The sequence below is a fragment of the Mucilaginibacter sp. P2_A4 genome (assembly GCF_056405015.1).
This window is the reverse complement of sequence record NZ_JBFUCX010000006.1, coordinates 247130-264051: the sequence shown is the minus strand read 5'-3', so window position 1 is coordinate 264051 and position 16922 is coordinate 247130. Positions and strand designations below refer to the sequence as shown.

Here is a 16922-nt window from a genome sequence, read left to right as displayed (position 1 = left end):
CAATTCCACCGCACATGGCAAGTTATACATTTTGAAAAACATTCCCCACACTTCTACCTATTTGTAAAACCCGTATTTCTTAAATTCGTGATGATTCGTTCCCATTCGTGAAATTCGTGTTTATTTGAGATTCGTCTACGATTAATTTATATTTGCCCATGATTTCTTCGCAAAGATATGATCAAAGAGGTGTATCCGCCTCAAAAGATGATGTACATAATGCCATTAAAAACATTGATAAGGGCATTTTCCCGAAAGCCTTTTGTAAAATAGTACCAGATATTTTAACCAACGACGCGGAATACTGCAATATTATGCATGCCGACGGTGCGGGCACAAAATCGTCACTGGCATATACTTACTGGAAAGAAACCGGCGACATATCTGTATGGCGCGGCATTGCCCAGGATGCCATCATCATGAATCTTGACGACCTGCTTTGCGTAGGCGCTATTGACAATATCCTGCTATCATCAACCATTGGCCGCAACAAAAACCTAATCCCGGGCGATGTGATTGCAGCCATCATTAACGGCACCGAAGAAATATTAACCGAACTGCGCGATGCCGGTATTGGCATTTACTCAACCGGGGGCGAAACTGCCGATGTTGGCGACCTTGTACGCACCATTATAGTCGACTCTACGGTAACCTGCCGCATGAAGCGTGAAGATGTTATCTCCAATCACCGCATCCAGCCTGGCAACGTTATAGTTGGCCTGGCCTCATACGGACAAGCCACCTATGAAAAAGAATATAACGGCGGCATGGGCTCTAACGGACTAACATCTGCCCGCCATGATGTGTTCAATAAAACCATTGCCGATAAATACCCCGAGAGTTATGACGCGGCTATCCCCTATGATCTCATTTTTAGCGGCAGTAAAAACCTGACGGATCTTGTTGACATTGGCAATGGCCAAAGTGTAACCGCCGGCAAACTGGTTTTAAGTGCCACACGTACTTATGCCCCTATCATTAAGGCGATGCTTGATAAATATCGCAGCCAGATAAACGGCATGGTGCATTGCAGTGGCGGCGCGCAAACCAAGGTGCTGCATTTTATTGATGAACTTCATATTATAAAAGATAACCTGTTCCCGGTTCCTCCGCTGTTTAAGCTTATCCAGGAGGAGTCAAAAACCAGCTGGCAGGAAATGTACAAGGTATTTAACATGGGGCACCGTATGGAGCTGTATGTACCCGATGCAATAGCCGAAGATCTGATTAAAATATCTCAAAGCTTTGGTGTTGACGCGCAGATCATCGGGCGTGTTCAAAAGGCAGAAACCAAAAAAGTAACCATCACATCGGAGTTTGGCGTTTTTGAGTACGAATAAATTTTATATCCTTCTATATAGATAATAAAAAGGCCTTGATTTCAGGGCCTTTTTTGTTATCACCACTTTCAAATCTCTGGCGATTTTCTTCTGTAAAACAAATACAGGTAAAAAAAAGAGGCCGCATCATTTGATATGACACGGCCTCTTTCCATAATAAAGAAACCTAATTACTTAACAGCGATTGTCTGAATTAAGTTGCCAAGTGTATTGGCTACGTATACATTACCTGCATTATCTGCAGCCACGGCTGATGGGCCGTTAAATGGAGTAACCAAATTATAATAACCGCTACCGGCTACAGATGTTACAACACCTGCAGGGGTAATTTTACGCACCAGGTTATTACCAGCATCGGCAACGAATAAATTACCAGCATTATCGATAGTGATACCACTTGGGTGGCTAAATGAGGCTGCTTTACCAGTTCCATCATTATTTCCAGCTTTTCCGTTTCCGGCAATAGTGGTTACTGCACCTGTTAAATCAATTTTACGGATGCTATGATTATTTGCATCAGCTACATATAAATTACCAGCAGCGTCTATAGCTATAGCACGTGGACCATTCAATGATGCAGCTGTGCCAACACCATCAACATTTCCTACTGATTTACCTGCGACGGTTGATATGCTTCCGTCTATCGCTGAAATTTTACGGATCAAATTGTTGCTATAGTCGGCAACATATAAATTACCTGTAGCATCAAGTGCTAAGCCAGCAGGGTTATTGAACCGTGGATTTATGGCCTTCACTGTTGCAGTAGCAGGGATTACCGCGTTGTTATTGCCTGAATTTCCGCTTACTCCCGCAAATACAGTAACAGCGCCGGTGGATGCAATTTTTCTAATAGTATGATTGCCAAAGTCAGCCACAAAAATATTGCCTAATGCGTCAACAACAACACCTGTGGGGCCATTGTATGAAGCTGCGTCACCAATTTTGGTGGCGTTTGCGCTACCAGAAAGTAAAGTTCCGGATACGGTGCTTACAACACCTGCAGGGGTAACTTTACGAATTTGGTTGTTGCCTTTATCAGCGATAAATAAATTACCTGAAGCATCAAGTGTTAATCCGTTTGGATAGTTAAATGAAGCGAGGACGCCGGTTCCATTTGCAGCGCCAAATGATCCGCTTCCGGCCAATGTAGTCACCACGCCGGTGGTGGCTACCGGGTTTGGCAACGGAGTAACCTTGTCATTTTTACATGCCTCAAAAAACAGGGCAGAAAAAAGCACAAGTGATAGTATAATTATATTTTTATTGAATTTCATAATGTCAATTTTTTTCAATTAATAATAGCTTAATTAAATATATATCTAACACCAATCTGAGCCTGGAAGCGTGAGAACTGGCTTATATCTGTTTTATAAGAGTTGGTAACAGGTGTCGCGGTGTTTGGATCAAGATAAGGGAAAGCGTATGTTGCTCTTCCGGTACCAGCATCTTTACCCATATAGGTTAACACTGTAGTTGCTCCGTTATTAAAGCCGCTATATGAAACTTGTTGTAAACCCCAATTTCTGTTCAACAGGTTGGTAAAGTTGATCACATCAAAAGTAACCTCCAAAGTGTTTTTTACTTTACCAGTTTGGATAAAGAAATCTTGCGCAAAGTGCAGGTCAAGACGTTTGTAGGTTGGCAATATAGCACCATTCCTTTGTGCAAACTGTCCTCTGTGCTGGCTAAGATAATTGTCCTGGTTAATAAAGCTATTTAACTGAGTCCAGATTTGAGCAGGTGTACGAGTATCTGGAGTTCCATTTGATGCGTTGTTAGCTCTCACCAACATAATATCTCCCTGATTTTTAGGAATATATAATAAATCATTTGTAGCACCGTCATTATTAGGATCACCTGAAGAGATATATGATACGGCACCGTTGTTAGATGCTTCAAATATAAAACCTACAGTAGTAGCCAAATTTTTCGCGTATTGCTTACGATAAGATACAGTTGCAATAATCCTGTTTGGCTGCACGTATGAACTGTTTGACAGGTTGTCGGTATTAGGGTTACCGGCTACATATCTTGTGCTCCAGATGGTGCTGGCAGTTGAGCCGCCATCATTAACATCTTTTGATTTGGTATAAGTATAAGCAACACTTGCTGCAAAACCATTTGTGAAGCTTTTTTGTAACTGACCGGTAATAAAGTATGAAAATCCTTTGTTAGTGTTTTTCATGTAGTATAAACCGGTGATAGACGGGTTCTGAGCAGTTGCTGCAGCCGCTGCAGGAGTTGTGTTTTTAGAGTCGTATTGTATTTGACCTTCAACTCCCGGAAGTGTAGTAAAGCCATCAGACAATACTAAATTCTGGTGATAGATAGCACGGATATCTTTAGTATATGCACCTTCGATAGTTCCGATGATGCCAAAAGGTAATTTTTGATCAACCGCAAGATTTGTTCTCCAGATTTTTGGATATTTCAAATTTGGATCAGCAACATCAAGCTCGTAAGATGTGTTTGCAGTTGCATTTTGTGGACGGTTAGCATTAACATTCGGATTAAAAACTAATTGCGAATTGGTAGGATCATTAGCTTTTGTGATTGTGCGTGAACCAAACAATAAACCATTGTTTGAAGCCTGGTTAGATATCCATACAAACGGTACCGATCCTGTAAATAAGCCAGAACCACCACGTACCTGTGTAGAACCATCACCATGAACATCCCAGTTAAAGCCTACACGAGGAGAAAGCTGTATTCTGTTTTTAGGTAATTTAGAAACATCAACATGAGTACCACCCTGGAAAGTTAAAGCAGCAGCATTGCTGTTTGCCGCCAACGATGTAGGGAAAGCATCATAATCAGCCCTTAAACCATAAGTTAACCTGAAGTTATCAGTAACATGGTATTTATCCTGTATGTAAAGGCTATAAATAGAAGCCTTTATTTTTGCTAATGGCAATTGGCTGCCTGAAGCAGGGTAACGTAAAGTATAAGCAGCGGCAGGTTTATCATTGATAAAGTCTGATGCTGAGTTATAAGTATATAAACCATTATAATCAGGAGCAAAACCATTCACATAGCTTTGGATTTGGTTACTTGTACCTATTGTAAACTCATGTTTACCTGAGTATATGGTAAAGTCATCAGCAAATTGCCAAATGTTGGTGCTTAATAAGTTACCGGCAGTATAAAGCTCAGAACCAAAACTTGTTGCTGTAGCGCTGGCGCCGGTAACAACATTACCATTGTCATCAGAAATACCGTTGCCAATATCAACCATTGGTAAAGATCCGTTGCCTAAAAAGGCACGGTAATCTCTAAGGGCTGAATAACCTACAGTAAGCTTGTTTGACATTGCGTTGGTAACGCGGGTATTCAACTCAACAATTCCGATATTAAAGTTATTGTTGATAGTATAACCCGAACCGTAGAACGGTAAAGTACTGGGGCCAGGAGCACGTGTTGTACCGTAACCTACACTGGTTTTACCATCGCTATTGCTGATACCTGAGTTACTGGCTGGCTGATCTTTAAACGATTTTAAGTAAAAATACTTAGCGCTTAAAGTATTGTTCTTGTCAATGTTCCAGTCTAATTTAGCAGTTAACTTATTGCTTGATGTTCTGTAAACATAGTTTTCATAAGCTCCCGGATCATAACCAAAGCTTTTTAGCTTGTTTTTAATGTCTTCTAATGTGCTTGACTGAACCGCAGACACGTTAGAACCACTTAAACCAGGACGACCTGCCACGTATGCAGTTGCAGGTGGCTGGCTAACTCTTTCCTGCTCGCCAGATACGAATAAGAACAATTTATTTTTGATAATAGGACCTCCTACTGATACACCAACAGTATGGTAATCAAACGGAGTGATAGGCACATTTGTATTACCGGCATGGTAACCTGTTAACCTAACACCACGACCGTAATAGTAAACAGTACCTTTTACTTCGTTAGTACCTGATTTTACTACTGTATTAACACCTGCACCGGTAAAGTTACCCTGGCGAACGTCATAAGGAGCAATATCAACCTGGATCTGGTCAATCGCATCTAATGAAATAGGCTGTGAACTTGCCTGGCCACCCAAAGTACCTGATAAACCAAATGAGTTGTTAAACAATGCGCCATCAACAGTAATGTTGTTAAAGCTACTGCTACGACCACCAAAGCTTAATCCGTTTGCAGATGGAGTTAACTTGGTAAAATCGCTTAATGAACGGTTTACAGTTGGTAAATTTTCAATTTGTGAACGGCTGATGGTTTCGCGGGCACCGGTACGTGAAGAGTTAATCACTTTACTTCCGGAAGCTGTTATCTTAACCTCAGACAAATTTGTAGTATTATCTTCAAGCGCAGCAGCGATCCTTTGATCCTGGCCGATAGATAATGTGATGTTATCCTGAACAAAATCCTTATAACCAATAAAGGTTACTTTAAAGGTGTAAGGACCACCTACCCTTAAGTTAGGGATATTAAAGCGACCGTCTGAGCGGCTAACGCTTGCATACACAGTTCCTGTTGGCACGTGTGTAATAGTAACGGTTGCACCTGGGATACCACCTTTAGCGTCGGTAACGATACCGTTGATGCTCGCGGTGGTAACACCCTGGGCGGCTGCATTCCTGCTAAAAAGGAATGATAAACCCGTTAATAATAATAAAAGAAGTAAAGGCTTCCTCATAAATTGCTTTTTTAATTATACTTTTAGTTAATTAGCGGCAAAGATAAGTAATCGTCTGACTGACAATGTTAAGTTAATGTTAACAATCGTTGTATTTTTTTCAACACAGTGTCATAAAATCATAAATAATCACAAGTAAATAGGTAGATATTATATGATATTCATAATTATTTCATTGCTTTAAGCCCCAGAAAACATTGTGCTGTAAAAATAAATTTTTATCGCCCTGGTAAATTGTTCAATTTTCTCATTTCGCCTGTTTTTACTTAGCTTTGGGCCTTTAAAATTATAGCGCCTGCGGTAAATAACACATCCCGCTATAATCCGTACAAAACAAAAATTTAGTTATCAAAGTATATCATTAAAAATATGGACTACGATTTAATTGTTATAGGGTCAGGCCCGGGTGGTTATGTAGCAGCAATCCGCGCTTCGCAACTCGGTTTAAAAACTGCCATCATTGAAAAAGAATCATTAGGTGGTATTTGTCTTAACTGGGGTTGTATCCCAACCAAAGCTTTAATAAAAAGCGCCCAGGTATTTGAATACCTTAATCACTCGCAGGATTACGGTATTAAAATTAACGGTGCCGGCGAAGTTGATTTTGCAGCTGTTGTTAAACGTAGCCGCGGTGTTGCCGATGGCATGAGCAAGGGCGTACAGTTTTTAATGAAAAAAAACAAGATCGATGTTGTAAACGGTTTTGGTAAATTAAAATCAAAAGGCGTTGTTGAAGTAAAGCTTAATGATGGCTCAACCAAACAAATCACTGCTAAAAATATCATTATTGCAACAGGTGGCCGTTCACGCGAGTTACCAAACCTTAAACAGGATGGCGTTAAAGTAATTGGTTACCGCCAGGCAATGGTATTGCCTAAACAGCCAAAATCATTAGTGGTTGTTGGCTCTGGTGCTATAGGTATTGAGTTTGCTTATTTTTATAATGCAATAGGTACCAAAGTAACCGTAGTGGAATTTTTAGATAATATTGTTCCGTTGGAGGATGAAGAAATTTCAAGAAACCTGCAACGTATTCTTAAAAAACAGGGTATCAACATCATGACCGGTTCAAATGTTGAATCTGTAGATACCAGCGGCGAACTTTGTAAAGTAAATATCAAAACCGCAACAGGTACCGAGGTTATTGAAGCCGAAGTGGTGTTATCGGCCGTAGGTATTGCTACCAACATCGAAGGCATTGGCCTGGAAGAAGTTGGTATTAAAACCGAAAGAGGTAAAGTGCTGGTTGATGATTATTACAAAACCAATATTGAAGGCGTTTACGCTATTGGTGATATAGTAAAAGGCCAGGCGCTTGCACACGTTGCATCTGCCGAAGGCATTATTTGCGTGGAAAAAATTGCTGGTCAAAACCCGCATCCTTTAGATTATAATAACATTCCTGGTTGTACCTATTGCTCACCTGAGGTTGCATCAGTAGGTTATACCGAAAAAGCGGCTAAGGAAGCAGGTTACGAGATCAGGGTTGGTAAATTCCCATTCTCGGCATCGGGCAAGGCAAGTGCCGCCGGCGCTAAAGATGGTTTTGTAAAACTGATCTTTGATGCCAAATATGGCGAATTCCTTGGCGCACACATGCTGGGTTACAACGTTACCGAAATGATTGCCGAAGTAGTTACCGCCCGCAAGCTGGAAGCTACCGGTCATGAAATCATCAAATCGGTTCACCCGCACCCAACCATGAGCGAAGCTGTTATGGAAGCTGCAGCAGCCGCTTATGACGAAGTAATACACTTGTAAAAGAAGTCCCATAAACGATAGCCGATAGTCCATTGTTATTTTTTTAACTTTGAGCTATCGGCTTTTTTGTGCTTATTTATTAGCAAAATGAAGTCCTTGGAAGATAGACCATAGTCCATAACTATTTTTTAACTTTGGACTATCAGCTTTTGCGCCTTTTACTAAAACCTTTATTAAAACCATGGTCTATGGACCATCGACTATTGACCCTCTATGAAGCTACACACAATAGATACCGGCTTTTTTAAATTAGATGGTGGCGCCATGTTTGGCGTGGTACCAAAAACAATTTGGAATAAAACTAACCCGGCAGATGCCAACAACCTTTGCACCTGGGCCTTGCGCTGCCTGCTGGTGGAGGACGAAGGCCGATTGATCCTGATTGATACCGGCATAGGTAATAAGCAGGACCAGAAGTTTTTTAGCTATTATTATTTACATGGCAATGCTACGTTGGATAGCTCATTAGCTGCCCTGGGTTTTCACCGGGATGATATTACTGATGTGTTTTTAACCCACCTGCATTTTGATCATGTTGGCGGCGCCGTGATCAGAGAGGGCGAAAAGCTGTCACCCGCATTTAAAAATGCCGCTTACTGGAGCAATCCTAAGCATTGGGACTGGGCCGTTTATCCCAATGATCGTGAAAAGGCTTCTTTTTTAAAGGAGAACATATCACCGATCCAGGAGAGCGGTCAGCTGCAATTTATCGCTCCAGAGGATGGCATCGCTTTTACCAAAGATTTCAATATTCGTTTTGTATCCGGCCATACCGAAGCCATGATGCTGCCGCTCATCAACTATAAGGGCAAACAAATCCTTTACATGGCCGATCTGCTTCCCTCTGTAGGGCACCTTCCGCTGCCTTATGTAATGGCTTATGACATGTTTCCGCTTACTACCCTCCAGGAGAAAAAGGTGTTCCTGACCGAAGCTGTGGAGAACGACTACATTCTCTACTTTGAACACGATCCTATCAATGAATGCTGCACATTGCAACAAATCGAAAAAGGCATCAGGGTGAAGGATACTTTTAAACTGAGCGAGATTTAAGGATTTGCTGCCAATGTGCAATGGGCAGGTCACGAAGTTAATAAGATACATGTAAGCTATTAACTATCAATACACATACAGTACCTAAAGAATCTATTTCATTGCGAAGCTGACATCCTTATAAAAACCTTTTGTCATCCTGAACGATAGTGAAAGATCTGCTATTCGCCATGCTTCTTCGCCCTGTACAGTCTGCGAATAGATCCTTCACTATCGTTCAGGATGACAAACTTTTCAAAGGTCATTTTCCTTTCAGTGTCCACTGGTATTTTAAACTCATAGCAATTAAAATGGCCATTGTTTGTTTATAACGCCTACATGTCATTACTATCCGCCCCATGATTCCATTTATTAATACTCTCAATAACAGCCGGTTGTGCGTATTCCAAAATATCTCCCGGCTGGCAATCCAGTGCTTTGCATATCGCTTCCAGGGTTTCTATACGGATAGCTTTTGCCTTACCTGTTTTAAGGACAGAGAGGTTTGATATGGTAATACCTACCCTATCGCTCAGTTCGTTTAATGACATTTTGCGTTTTGCCATCATCACATCAAGATTTATGATTATCGGCATGGCTTAAATGGTTAGGGCCTGCTCTTCCTTAAGCTTTGCACCTTGTTTAAAGGCCTCAGCAATAATGAAAACCAATATGGCAATTATCAAGGCTACAAAATCAAAAGAGGATGTGTTTATCACCTTCAATGGCGAATGGATCAAAAGCCTTTGTTCATAATACGTTATAAGCTGATAACCAAAATCAACCAGCGAGTAGGAGAGCAATAGCATCCCGATATTTTTGATCTGCTTAATACATTCCAGCTGAAACATGTTGCCTTCAGCAATATGTTGAATTACCCTGTTTATGGTGTAAGCCATTTTGCCCATAATAATTACAATACTCAGTATCAGCACAATTGTTGCCACCCTTATTATCCAGGGAGTTACCAATTTATCAGCATTAACCCGCACCTCGCTGGTAACGTTAATATCCCGCATAATGTAGTCGTCGCCTATCCTTAACTCACCATCGGCCTGGTGAGTTATAAAACTGCCATCTATAACAGGATGCAGGGGCGATCCTTGTGTAAAACCGCTGCTTTTTAAGCCTATTCCATCGCTTACACCCTCTTTAAAACCCCGCAATGCATCAGCAGCTCCATTCTGAATAAAAAACAAGCCAAATGCTATATAAACCAACACCTGTAATCTTCGTATTTTTTTCATTACCATATCATTAAATTACATGCAAAGTAAAATATAATTCATCAAAAATCGACTAATATTTATTATTTAACGATAAATATTAGTCGACTTTTATTTTATTAAATTTATTTTTTTATTTATATTAGCTACTTGCCATTGTCAATTTATATGTTTTATTTTAGAACAAATTTTTAACTTTATACGTTCTATTCAGAATATAACGGATAGAAAGTTTTATTAAATAGATGAGACAACTCAAAATAACGCAATCCATTACCAATCGCGAGTCACAATCGCTGGATAAATATCTTCACGAAATTGGTAAAGTTGATTTGATAACTGCCGAAGAAGAAGTAATATTAGCCCAAAAAATACGTGAAGGCGACCAGGCCGCATTAGAGCGTTTAACTAAAACTAATTTACGCTTTGTTGTATCTGTTGCTAAACAATATCAAAACCAGGGTTTAACCCTTGGCGATTTAATTAACGAAGGAAACCTGGGTTTAATTAAAGCAGCCAAACGTTTTGACGAAACTAAGGGTTTTAAATTTATATCCTACGCCGTATGGTGGATTCGCCAGTCGATATTGCAGGCCATTGCCGAGCAATCACGTATCGTGCGTTTACCGCTGAACCAGGTAGGCTCATTAAGTAAAATAAGTAAAGCGTTTTCAAAGCTGGAGCAGGAGTATGAGCGCGAGCCATCGCCAGAGGAACTTGCCGACATTCTGGAAACCACTGTTGATAAAATATCTGATACCTTAAGCAACTCGGGCCGCCATGTATCTATGGATGCCCCCTTTGTACAGGGCGAAGAAAATACACTGCTTGATGTACTGGAAAATCATGAACCGGATACCGATTCAATCTTAATTAACGAATCATTATCTGAAGAGATCAAACGGTCATTATCAACATTAACCGAGCGGGAACGCGAGATCATTATATTATTCTTTGGTTTAGGCACAAATCACCCCCTATCTTTAGAGGAAATTGGCGAAAAATTTAATCTAACCCGCGAACGTGTACGCCAGATTAAGGATAAAGCCCTGCAACGTTTACGCCATACATCGCGCAGCAAAATTTTAAAATCGTATCTGGGTTAATCATCCTTCAAAAATATTTAAGAGAAGCCATTGGTGAGTAGCCAGTGGCTTTTTGCATTTGTATGATTTGTTCTCCCAATAATCTATTCTTAAACGGCCTGTCACCCTGAGCCTGTCGAAGGGGCGCGCGCAGAGGCCTTTGCCCGCATGCTTCGACAGACTACCCATGACGTGTTTGTTTCATACCAGGCAATCGGCTCTGTATGCTGGCAACGACTCACCCCGCCGGTCCGCCCTTCGCGGACGGCGCCCCTCTCTTCGGCTGCGCCGGAAAGAGGGGCAAAAAAGTTAATTCCAAGTTTCAACTCCCTCTTTCCAACGAAGTTGAAGAGAGGGGTGTCGGGCGTAGCCTCGATGGGGTGAGTCTTAACCTTGGTTAGTTTCCGTCATTTCACCTTCAGAGTTTCGCGGAATTTTATCACTCAGCATGACAAAATATTTTTTTTCAAACACATCGTGGGTAGGTTGTATACAATAATTTCAAACCCAATAAAATTTAAAACCTAAGTTCCCGTTATTTAGCTTAACCTGTCATAATTAGCTAAATGAACAACACCTTAAAAATAGCCTGGTATTTTTATAAACCGACACTTGTATGGTGTTTGCTGGCCACATTCGCGTGTATCTATTATGTACTTTCCCGCCAATTAAATATCCCGCTTGCTTTCCTGTGCAAGCTATTCAGCTATGCTTCTATCCTGGGTATTCAGTATTTAAACTTTAATTCAACCAAAACCTACTTCTATTTCCGTAATGCGGGTTATAGTGTCCGTCGCTTATACTTTTATGTGTTCAGTTTTGATCTTATTACCTTCAGCATCCTTTTATCACTATCAACAATCCGCTAAAAAATTGGAGCCTCTCATTTTAAAAACCGACAGCGTGCTCCTGGAATTTGACGGACGAAAGATTCTGCAGGATGTTTACCTGGAATGCAAACAGGGCGAAGTATTGGGCATCCTGGGCCGCAACGGCTGCGGTAAATCATCATTATTACGCATCATGTTTGGTACGCTTACCCCTGCTTATAAACATGTAAGCATCAACGGCGAATACATTAAAAAAGGGTATCACAACAGGCGTATTGCCTACCTGCCCCAGCATAACTACCTGCCTAAAGGCATCAAAATTAAAAAACTGGCCAAAAGCATTATCGACCACCGGTTTTGGGATGATTTTTCGGCCCATCCCGTTTATCATGACCATAACGAGAAAACCATTGGCGAGCTTTCAGGCGGAGAAGTAAGGCAGCTGGAAACCCTGATGGTTATTTATAGCAAAGCCGATTTTATTTTACTGGATGAGCCTTTTACCCATATATCGCCCATGCAGGCAGAAATGTTTAAGGCTATCATAAAAAAATGCGCCAAGGTGAAGGGTATTATTTTAACAGATCATCAGTATTACAACATTTTAGATGTAAGCGACAGGATAATCCTGATAACCAATGGCTACACCCGGCCAATTAAGCATCGGGATGAGCTGGTTACCTACGGATACCTTAGCCACATTAATTAAATATTGCAAGCTGTAACATATAGTCATTCCGCCGTGTCTACTATACAAACAGCCCTGTGATGCCCCGTAGTTACTTATATTTGATGATATGTTTATTAGCTGTTTGCTGGCACCAAGGCCAATGCAGCAATAATATACCTATAAACGGCATCACCTTTAAAAACGCCATTCGCGACCCTGACCCAGACCCCTCCGGAGATTTCAATACGCTGATAGTCCCCATAAAACGGGCCGGCAACCTCATCATTGTAGAAGCGCAGATTGATAGCTTAGTTGGCAATTTTGTGCTGGATACCGGTGCGCCATACCTTGTTTTAAACGCCACTTACTTTAGGTATATGCCGCAAATATCCGAACAGGAATCGGCAGGTTTAAATGGTACGGGAGCCGCCACATTTACTACTAATGTGTATAATTTCAATATTCTCGATCTGCATTATTCCAGGCTTACCGCCGATGTTACCGACCTATCGGCCATAGAAAACAGCCGCAACATTAAAATATTGGGTTTACTGGGTACAAGGTTATTTAACAAATTTGCCATTACTGTAGACCTCTTCAGGAATACGCTGTACATTCATAAACTCAAAGAAGACGGCAATATTCCGCAGGGCGAAAAGGCTTTTCATGATCCCTGGATGGTTACCCCCTTTAAGTATTTAAACGATGTTATATTTATTAAGGGCATTGCCAATGATAGCCCGTTATGGTTCGCCTTTGATACCGGTGCAGAAACCAACCTGATGGATTATGACCGCGTGCGTAAACTGTTACCTGGCATGCAGGTGCTCAACCGCACTAAAACTACAGGGATTGGCGGTTCATCATTCGAGGTGATATATGCTCGTTTTGATACCCTGAAAATTGGAGACCGCCGATTTATGAAAAACCGGGTGCTATTAACCAGCCTGGATAAAATGGGCAAGGCTTACGGGCATGCCGTTGACGGAATATTGGGATATGATTTTTTTATCCGCGGTATATTCAGCATCAACTTTGTTAAAAAAGAATTTGAAATGTACATTTACACTAACCAGTAGTATGAAAAAGTACAGATCAATCGTCCTATTTTTATTGTTGCTCAGTTGTTTCGTTTCTGAAACAAAGGCGCAAAAACGCAGTTCGCTGGTTTTAGGTAAGGATCATTTGATCCTGCTGCTTGATATGCGCTCGTCAAAACAGGAGCTGGATAGCCTGTTTAAAGCAGCCGGTGTAAAAGGCGCCACCGCAACTGCTTTTTTTAACGGCGATTACTCGGCTTTTAAAAAGGATGGCTGGAATATAAATAAACGCTCAAAAAATTTAATTCAGTTTGATAGGTCACTCACCGACTTGAACATTAATGCGCAAAACAAGCCTTTTCTTATAACCACCAATATCTCCAATGAAAATGAAGGGCGTCCCGGTTACCCCGCCGATGAAACATTTGGAATCAATAAATTCTCACAACTTAATGTTTACGAACTTCCATCGGGCTTAACCCGTTTTTACTTACCTGGTTTTTTGAAGTCGAAACGTGTTTTATTATCGGGTAATTTCAATAATTGGAGCACCTTAAAGGGCGTTATGATTAAAACGGACAGCGGCTGGATAGCCGATGTAAAGCTCGCCGCCGGTGTGTATGAGTACAAATACATTATAGACGGCAAGTGGCAGCGCGACAGAAGCAATCTGCAGCAGCACCCGGATGGCTTTAGTGATGTAAACTCGGTTTATTACCGTTACAACCACACTTTCAGGCTGAGCGGCTTTGCAGGTGCGCATAAAATTACCCTTGCAGGTAGCTTTAATAACTGGGATGCCAATACCATCATCCTGCAAAAAAAGGGCACCAGCTGGGAAACCAAATTTTACCTGCACGATGGAATGCACACCTACCGGTTTTTAGTAGATGGGCAGTGGTTTACGGATCCAGCCAATCCGGTGACTGTAAAAGATGTTGATGGTCATACCAATTCGGTAATCAACCTGGGCGAGACTGTTAATTTCAATCTCGACGGATATGCAAACGCGCGTAAAGTATACGTAGCCGGCACCTTTAATAAATGGAAACCAGGCGAAATAGCGCTCAAAAAAACAGCAACCGGGTGGACTTTGCCTTTAATTATTCCAGCCGGTAATTATGGCTATAAATTTATAGTGGATGACAATTGGATCACCGATCCGCTGAATAAGCGTACCGTTGTGGAGGATGGCGTTGTTAATTCTTTTATCGCGGTTAAACCCAACTATACTTTTAAGCTTAAGGGCTACCCCAATGCAAAGGTGGTTCATCTTGCCGGTAATTTTAACAACTGGGATCCGGACGGTTTTACGCTGGCCCATAACGGCGACGAATGGACCATCGGCCTTTACCTTAAACCGGGCAAATACCGTTATAAATTCCTGGTAGACGGCCAATGGGTGTTGGATCCCGGAAATAAATTATACGAGAAAAACGAATATGATACCGGAAATTCCGTTTTATGGATTGAGTAGGAAGAAAGAGTGAGGAGATTGGAATCAAGAGTTAAGACTGGAAATTGAAAGGGAAATGAAATTTAAAAAAAGCCTTTGTCGTTATGAGTTTGAAAATTTCGGGTGACTCTGAAGGGGAAATGACATTTTAAAAAGTTTGTCATCCTGAGGTACGAAGGATCTATTCACAGACTGTACAGGGCGAAAAGCACGGCGAATAACAGATCCTTCACTGCGTTCAGGATGACAAATAGTTTTTTTAACACGTCATGAAATTTTTTTTAAGCTTGTCAAAGGCTGCATCGCGAAGAATCTATTCGCAGACATACAAGGCGAAGAAGTATAGCGAATAATAGATCCTTCACTATCGTTCAGGACGACAAATAGTTTTTTTTTATAATCTTAATTCTTACCTCTTGATTCTTGACTCTACTTAGTATATTAGCTAAACTATACCATTTTTTATATGACTATTCCCATATACCAGGCCGATGCGTTTACTGATACCTTGTTTGGCGGCAACCCGGCAGCCACCTGCCCGCTTACGGAGTGGTTGCCCGATGCCACCATGCAAAAAATAGCTATAGAGAACAATCTGGCCGAAACCGCCTTTTTTGTAAAAACAGATGCCGGTTACAAACTACGCTGGTTTACTCCCGAGTATGAGATTGACCTGTGCGGACACGCTACCTTGGCGTCGGCACATATCATATTTACCGAATTGGGCTACACCGGCGATTCTATATTATTTGAAACTGTAAAAGCAGGAACGCTTATTGTGAAACGCGATGGTGATAAATACACGATGGATTTCCCCTCAAGGCCGCCCATACCCATTGAACCACCAAACGGACTGGCCGAATCACTGGGCGAAAAGGAGCCACTGGCCTTTTTAAGATCAAGGGATTATTTTATCGTTTACAAAACTGAGCAGGACATCAAAGACCTTACGCCCGACTTTTTTGCAATGTCGAAAATGGATACTGTGGGCATTATAGCCACTGCCCCCGGTGATAACTCTGATTTTGTTTCCCGTTTCTTCGCGCCCGGCGCAGGCATCCCCGAAGACCCGGTTACTGGATCGGCACATTGCAACCTGATACCCTATTGGGCAAAAAGACTGGGTAAAAACAAGCTCCACGCCTACCAGATCTCGGCCCGCCGAGGCGAACTCTGGTGCGAGCTCAAAGGCGACCGTGTGCTGATGAGCGGCAAAGCGGTTACCTATTTAAGAGGAGAGATAAGGTTTTAGTTAACTCCCGCGAGGTAACTCGCGGGCAACATGATCCAAGCCCCCTGGCTTAAATCAGTCTAAAGCATACAAATTATTTAAACCTGAAAAACTTACTTACCCCATTTGAATTACTCATGGTTAAAGAATCCGTGCCCTTAAATTCTATTTTAAAAGCCTCCTTGAAATCATCGTAAGTAACTATTACCGAGTCGCCTTTAATTTTGTAGGCGTAATAGGCATGCTGATCGGGATAGTAGAATTTGTTTTTATCAACCGTAAAAGTTGCATTCTCTAAACTGTCCACAGCCCAAAAACCCTGCAGGCGCCCCGCCATAGAAGTATCAGTAACAGCTTTCATACCGTTATCCTTAGCCTTCTTACCTGCCGTAACAGATTGCTTCACATCAGCCGTTTTCGTATCGGCGTTTACAACGCCAATAGTATTATTGGATGTGCACGAAATAGCAGTGAGGGCATAAATAATGGAATAAAGATATTTGGTCATCGTGAATAGGTTTAGCCTTCAAAGCTAATATTTTTCTGAAATTAAAAATCCTTAAAACTAATATTCTTTCGTTCTTATTCAACCGTGGTAAGATTGGCATAGTA

At 41.4% G+C, this 16922-nt stretch carries 14 protein-coding genes; 9 read left to right on the top strand and 5 right to left on the bottom strand.

The window, feature by feature from the left end; translation table 11 throughout:
* Window positions 1-158 precede the first annotated feature (158 nt).
* Complete coding sequence (locus AC1DYB_RS13815) at window positions 159-1340, top strand: AIR synthase related protein (RefSeq protein ID WP_477435718.1); 1182 nt, start codon at window positions 159-161, stop codon at window positions 1338-1340.
* A 170-nt stretch (window positions 1341-1510) separates the two neighbouring features.
* Here the strand turns inward: AC1DYB_RS13815 and AC1DYB_RS13810 are convergent, their stop codons facing one another.
* Both AC1DYB_RS13810 and AC1DYB_RS13805 read right to left on the bottom strand, forming a co-directional pair.
* A complete protein-coding gene (locus AC1DYB_RS13810) occupies window positions 1511-2614 on the bottom strand; it encodes an NHL repeat-containing protein (protein WP_477435716.1) in 1104 nt (367 codons plus the stop codon).
* A gap of 29 nt (window positions 2615-2643) precedes the next feature.
* Window positions 2644-5979: a TonB-dependent receptor gene (locus AC1DYB_RS13805; RefSeq protein WP_477435714.1), complete on the bottom strand. Its 3336-nt coding sequence runs from the start codon at window positions 5977-5979 to the stop codon at window positions 2644-2646.
* 369 nt (window positions 5980-6348) lie between these two features.
* Here AC1DYB_RS13805 and lpdA point away from each other — a divergent pair, with 369 nt between their 5' ends.
* Complete coding sequence (gene lpdA, locus AC1DYB_RS13800) at window positions 6349-7740, top strand: dihydrolipoyl dehydrogenase (protein ID WP_477435712.1); 1392 nt, start codon at window positions 6349-6351, stop codon at window positions 7738-7740.
* Between the two features lie 213 nt (window positions 7741-7953).
* Window positions 7954-8793 (top strand): MBL fold metallo-hydrolase, encoded by an 840-nt coding sequence (locus AC1DYB_RS13795; RefSeq protein WP_477435711.1) that lies wholly within the window; start codon window positions 7954-7956, stop codon window positions 8791-8793.
* Window positions 8794-9107: 314 nt separating this feature from the next.
* On the opposite strand, the gene AC1DYB_RS13790 is transcribed toward AC1DYB_RS13795, so the two are convergent.
* A complete protein-coding gene (locus tag AC1DYB_RS13790; RefSeq protein WP_477435709.1) occupies window positions 9108-9368 on the bottom strand; it encodes a helix-turn-helix domain-containing protein in 261 nt (86 codons plus the stop codon).
* 3 nt (window positions 9369-9371) lie between these two features.
* Window positions 9372-10019 (bottom strand): DUF2975 domain-containing protein, encoded by a 648-nt coding sequence (locus AC1DYB_RS13785; RefSeq protein WP_477435707.1) that lies wholly within the window; start codon window positions 10017-10019, stop codon window positions 9372-9374.
* Between the two features lie 224 nt (window positions 10020-10243).
* Between AC1DYB_RS13785 and AC1DYB_RS13780 the strand changes: the two genes are divergently transcribed.
* The 6 genes from AC1DYB_RS13780 to AC1DYB_RS13755 all read left to right on the top strand — a co-directional run bounded on the left by AC1DYB_RS13780 (window position 10244) and on the right by AC1DYB_RS13755 (window position 16331).
* Window positions 10244-11104 carry a sigma-70 family RNA polymerase sigma factor gene (locus AC1DYB_RS13780; protein ID WP_295719838.1) on the top strand — a complete coding sequence of 287 codons (861 nt, stop codon included), beginning with the start codon at window positions 10244-10246 and terminating at the stop codon, window positions 11102-11104.
* Between the two features lie 545 nt (window positions 11105-11649).
* Complete coding sequence (locus AC1DYB_RS13775) at window positions 11650-11952, top strand: hypothetical protein (protein WP_477397774.1); 303 nt, start codon at window positions 11650-11652, stop codon at window positions 11950-11952.
* Window positions 11953-11956: 4 nt separating this feature from the next.
* Window positions 11957-12622 (top strand): ATP-binding cassette domain-containing protein, encoded by a 666-nt coding sequence (locus AC1DYB_RS13770; RefSeq protein ID WP_477435705.1) that lies wholly within the window; start codon window positions 11957-11959, stop codon window positions 12620-12622.
* A gap of 83 nt (window positions 12623-12705) precedes the next feature.
* Window positions 12706-13662: an aspartyl protease family protein gene (locus tag AC1DYB_RS13765; RefSeq protein WP_477397778.1), complete on the top strand. Its 957-nt coding sequence runs from the start codon at window positions 12706-12708 to the stop codon at window positions 13660-13662.
* 1 nt (window position 13663) lies between these two features.
* On the top strand, window positions 13664-15100 hold the full coding sequence (locus AC1DYB_RS13760) for a hypothetical protein (RefSeq protein ID WP_477435703.1): 1437 nt from the start codon (window positions 13664-13666) through the stop codon (window positions 15098-15100).
* Window positions 15101-15545: 445 nt separating this feature from the next.
* Complete coding sequence (locus AC1DYB_RS13755) at window positions 15546-16331, top strand: PhzF family phenazine biosynthesis protein (RefSeq protein ID WP_295719828.1); 786 nt, start codon at window positions 15546-15548, stop codon at window positions 16329-16331.
* 73 nt (window positions 16332-16404) lie between these two features.
* Here AC1DYB_RS13755 and AC1DYB_RS13750 read toward each other — a convergent pair whose 3' ends face one another.
* Window positions 16405-16818 carry a hypothetical protein gene (locus AC1DYB_RS13750; RefSeq protein ID WP_477435700.1) on the bottom strand — a complete coding sequence of 138 codons (414 nt, stop codon included), beginning with the start codon at window positions 16816-16818 and terminating at the stop codon, window positions 16405-16407.
* Between the last annotated feature and the right edge of the window lie 104 nt (window positions 16819-16922).

Coding starts and splice junctions, on each gene's coding strand:
- AC1DYB_RS13775 (WP_477397774.1), top strand. CDS start 11,650: ATGAACAACACCTTAAAAATAGCCTGGTATTTTTATAAACCGACACTT.
- AC1DYB_RS13815 (WP_477435718.1), top strand. CDS start 159: ATGATTTCTTCGCAAAGATATGATCAAAGAGGTGTATCCGCCTCAAAA.
- AC1DYB_RS13750 (WP_477435700.1), bottom strand. CDS start 16,818: ATGACCAAATATCTTTATTCCATTATTTATGCCCTCACTGCTATTTCG.
- AC1DYB_RS13780 (WP_295719838.1), top strand. CDS start 10,244: ATGAGACAACTCAAAATAACGCAATCCATTACCAATCGCGAGTCACAA.
- AC1DYB_RS13805 (WP_477435714.1), bottom strand. CDS start 5,979: ATGAGGAAGCCTTTACTTCTTTTATTATTATTAACGGGTTTATCATTC.
- AC1DYB_RS13795 (WP_477435711.1), top strand. CDS start 7,954: ATGAAGCTACACACAATAGATACCGGCTTTTTTAAATTAGATGGTGGC.
- AC1DYB_RS13755 (WP_295719828.1), top strand. CDS start 15,546: ATGACTATTCCCATATACCAGGCCGATGCGTTTACTGATACCTTGTTT.
- AC1DYB_RS13785 (WP_477435707.1), bottom strand. CDS start 10,019: ATGAAAAAAATACGAAGATTACAGGTGTTGGTTTATATAGCATTTGGC.
- AC1DYB_RS13810 (WP_477435716.1), bottom strand. CDS start 2,614: ATGAAATTCAATAAAAATATAATTATACTATCACTTGTGCTTTTTTCT.
- AC1DYB_RS13765 (WP_477397778.1), top strand. CDS start 12,706: ATGATATGTTTATTAGCTGTTTGCTGGCACCAAGGCCAATGCAGCAAT.
- lpdA (WP_477435712.1), top strand. CDS start 6,349: ATGGACTACGATTTAATTGTTATAGGGTCAGGCCCGGGTGGTTATGTA.
- AC1DYB_RS13790 (WP_477435709.1), bottom strand. CDS start 9,368: ATGCCGATAATCATAAATCTTGATGTGATGATGGCAAAACGCAAAATG.
- AC1DYB_RS13760 (WP_477435703.1), top strand. CDS start 13,664: ATGAAAAAGTACAGATCAATCGTCCTATTTTTATTGTTGCTCAGTTGT.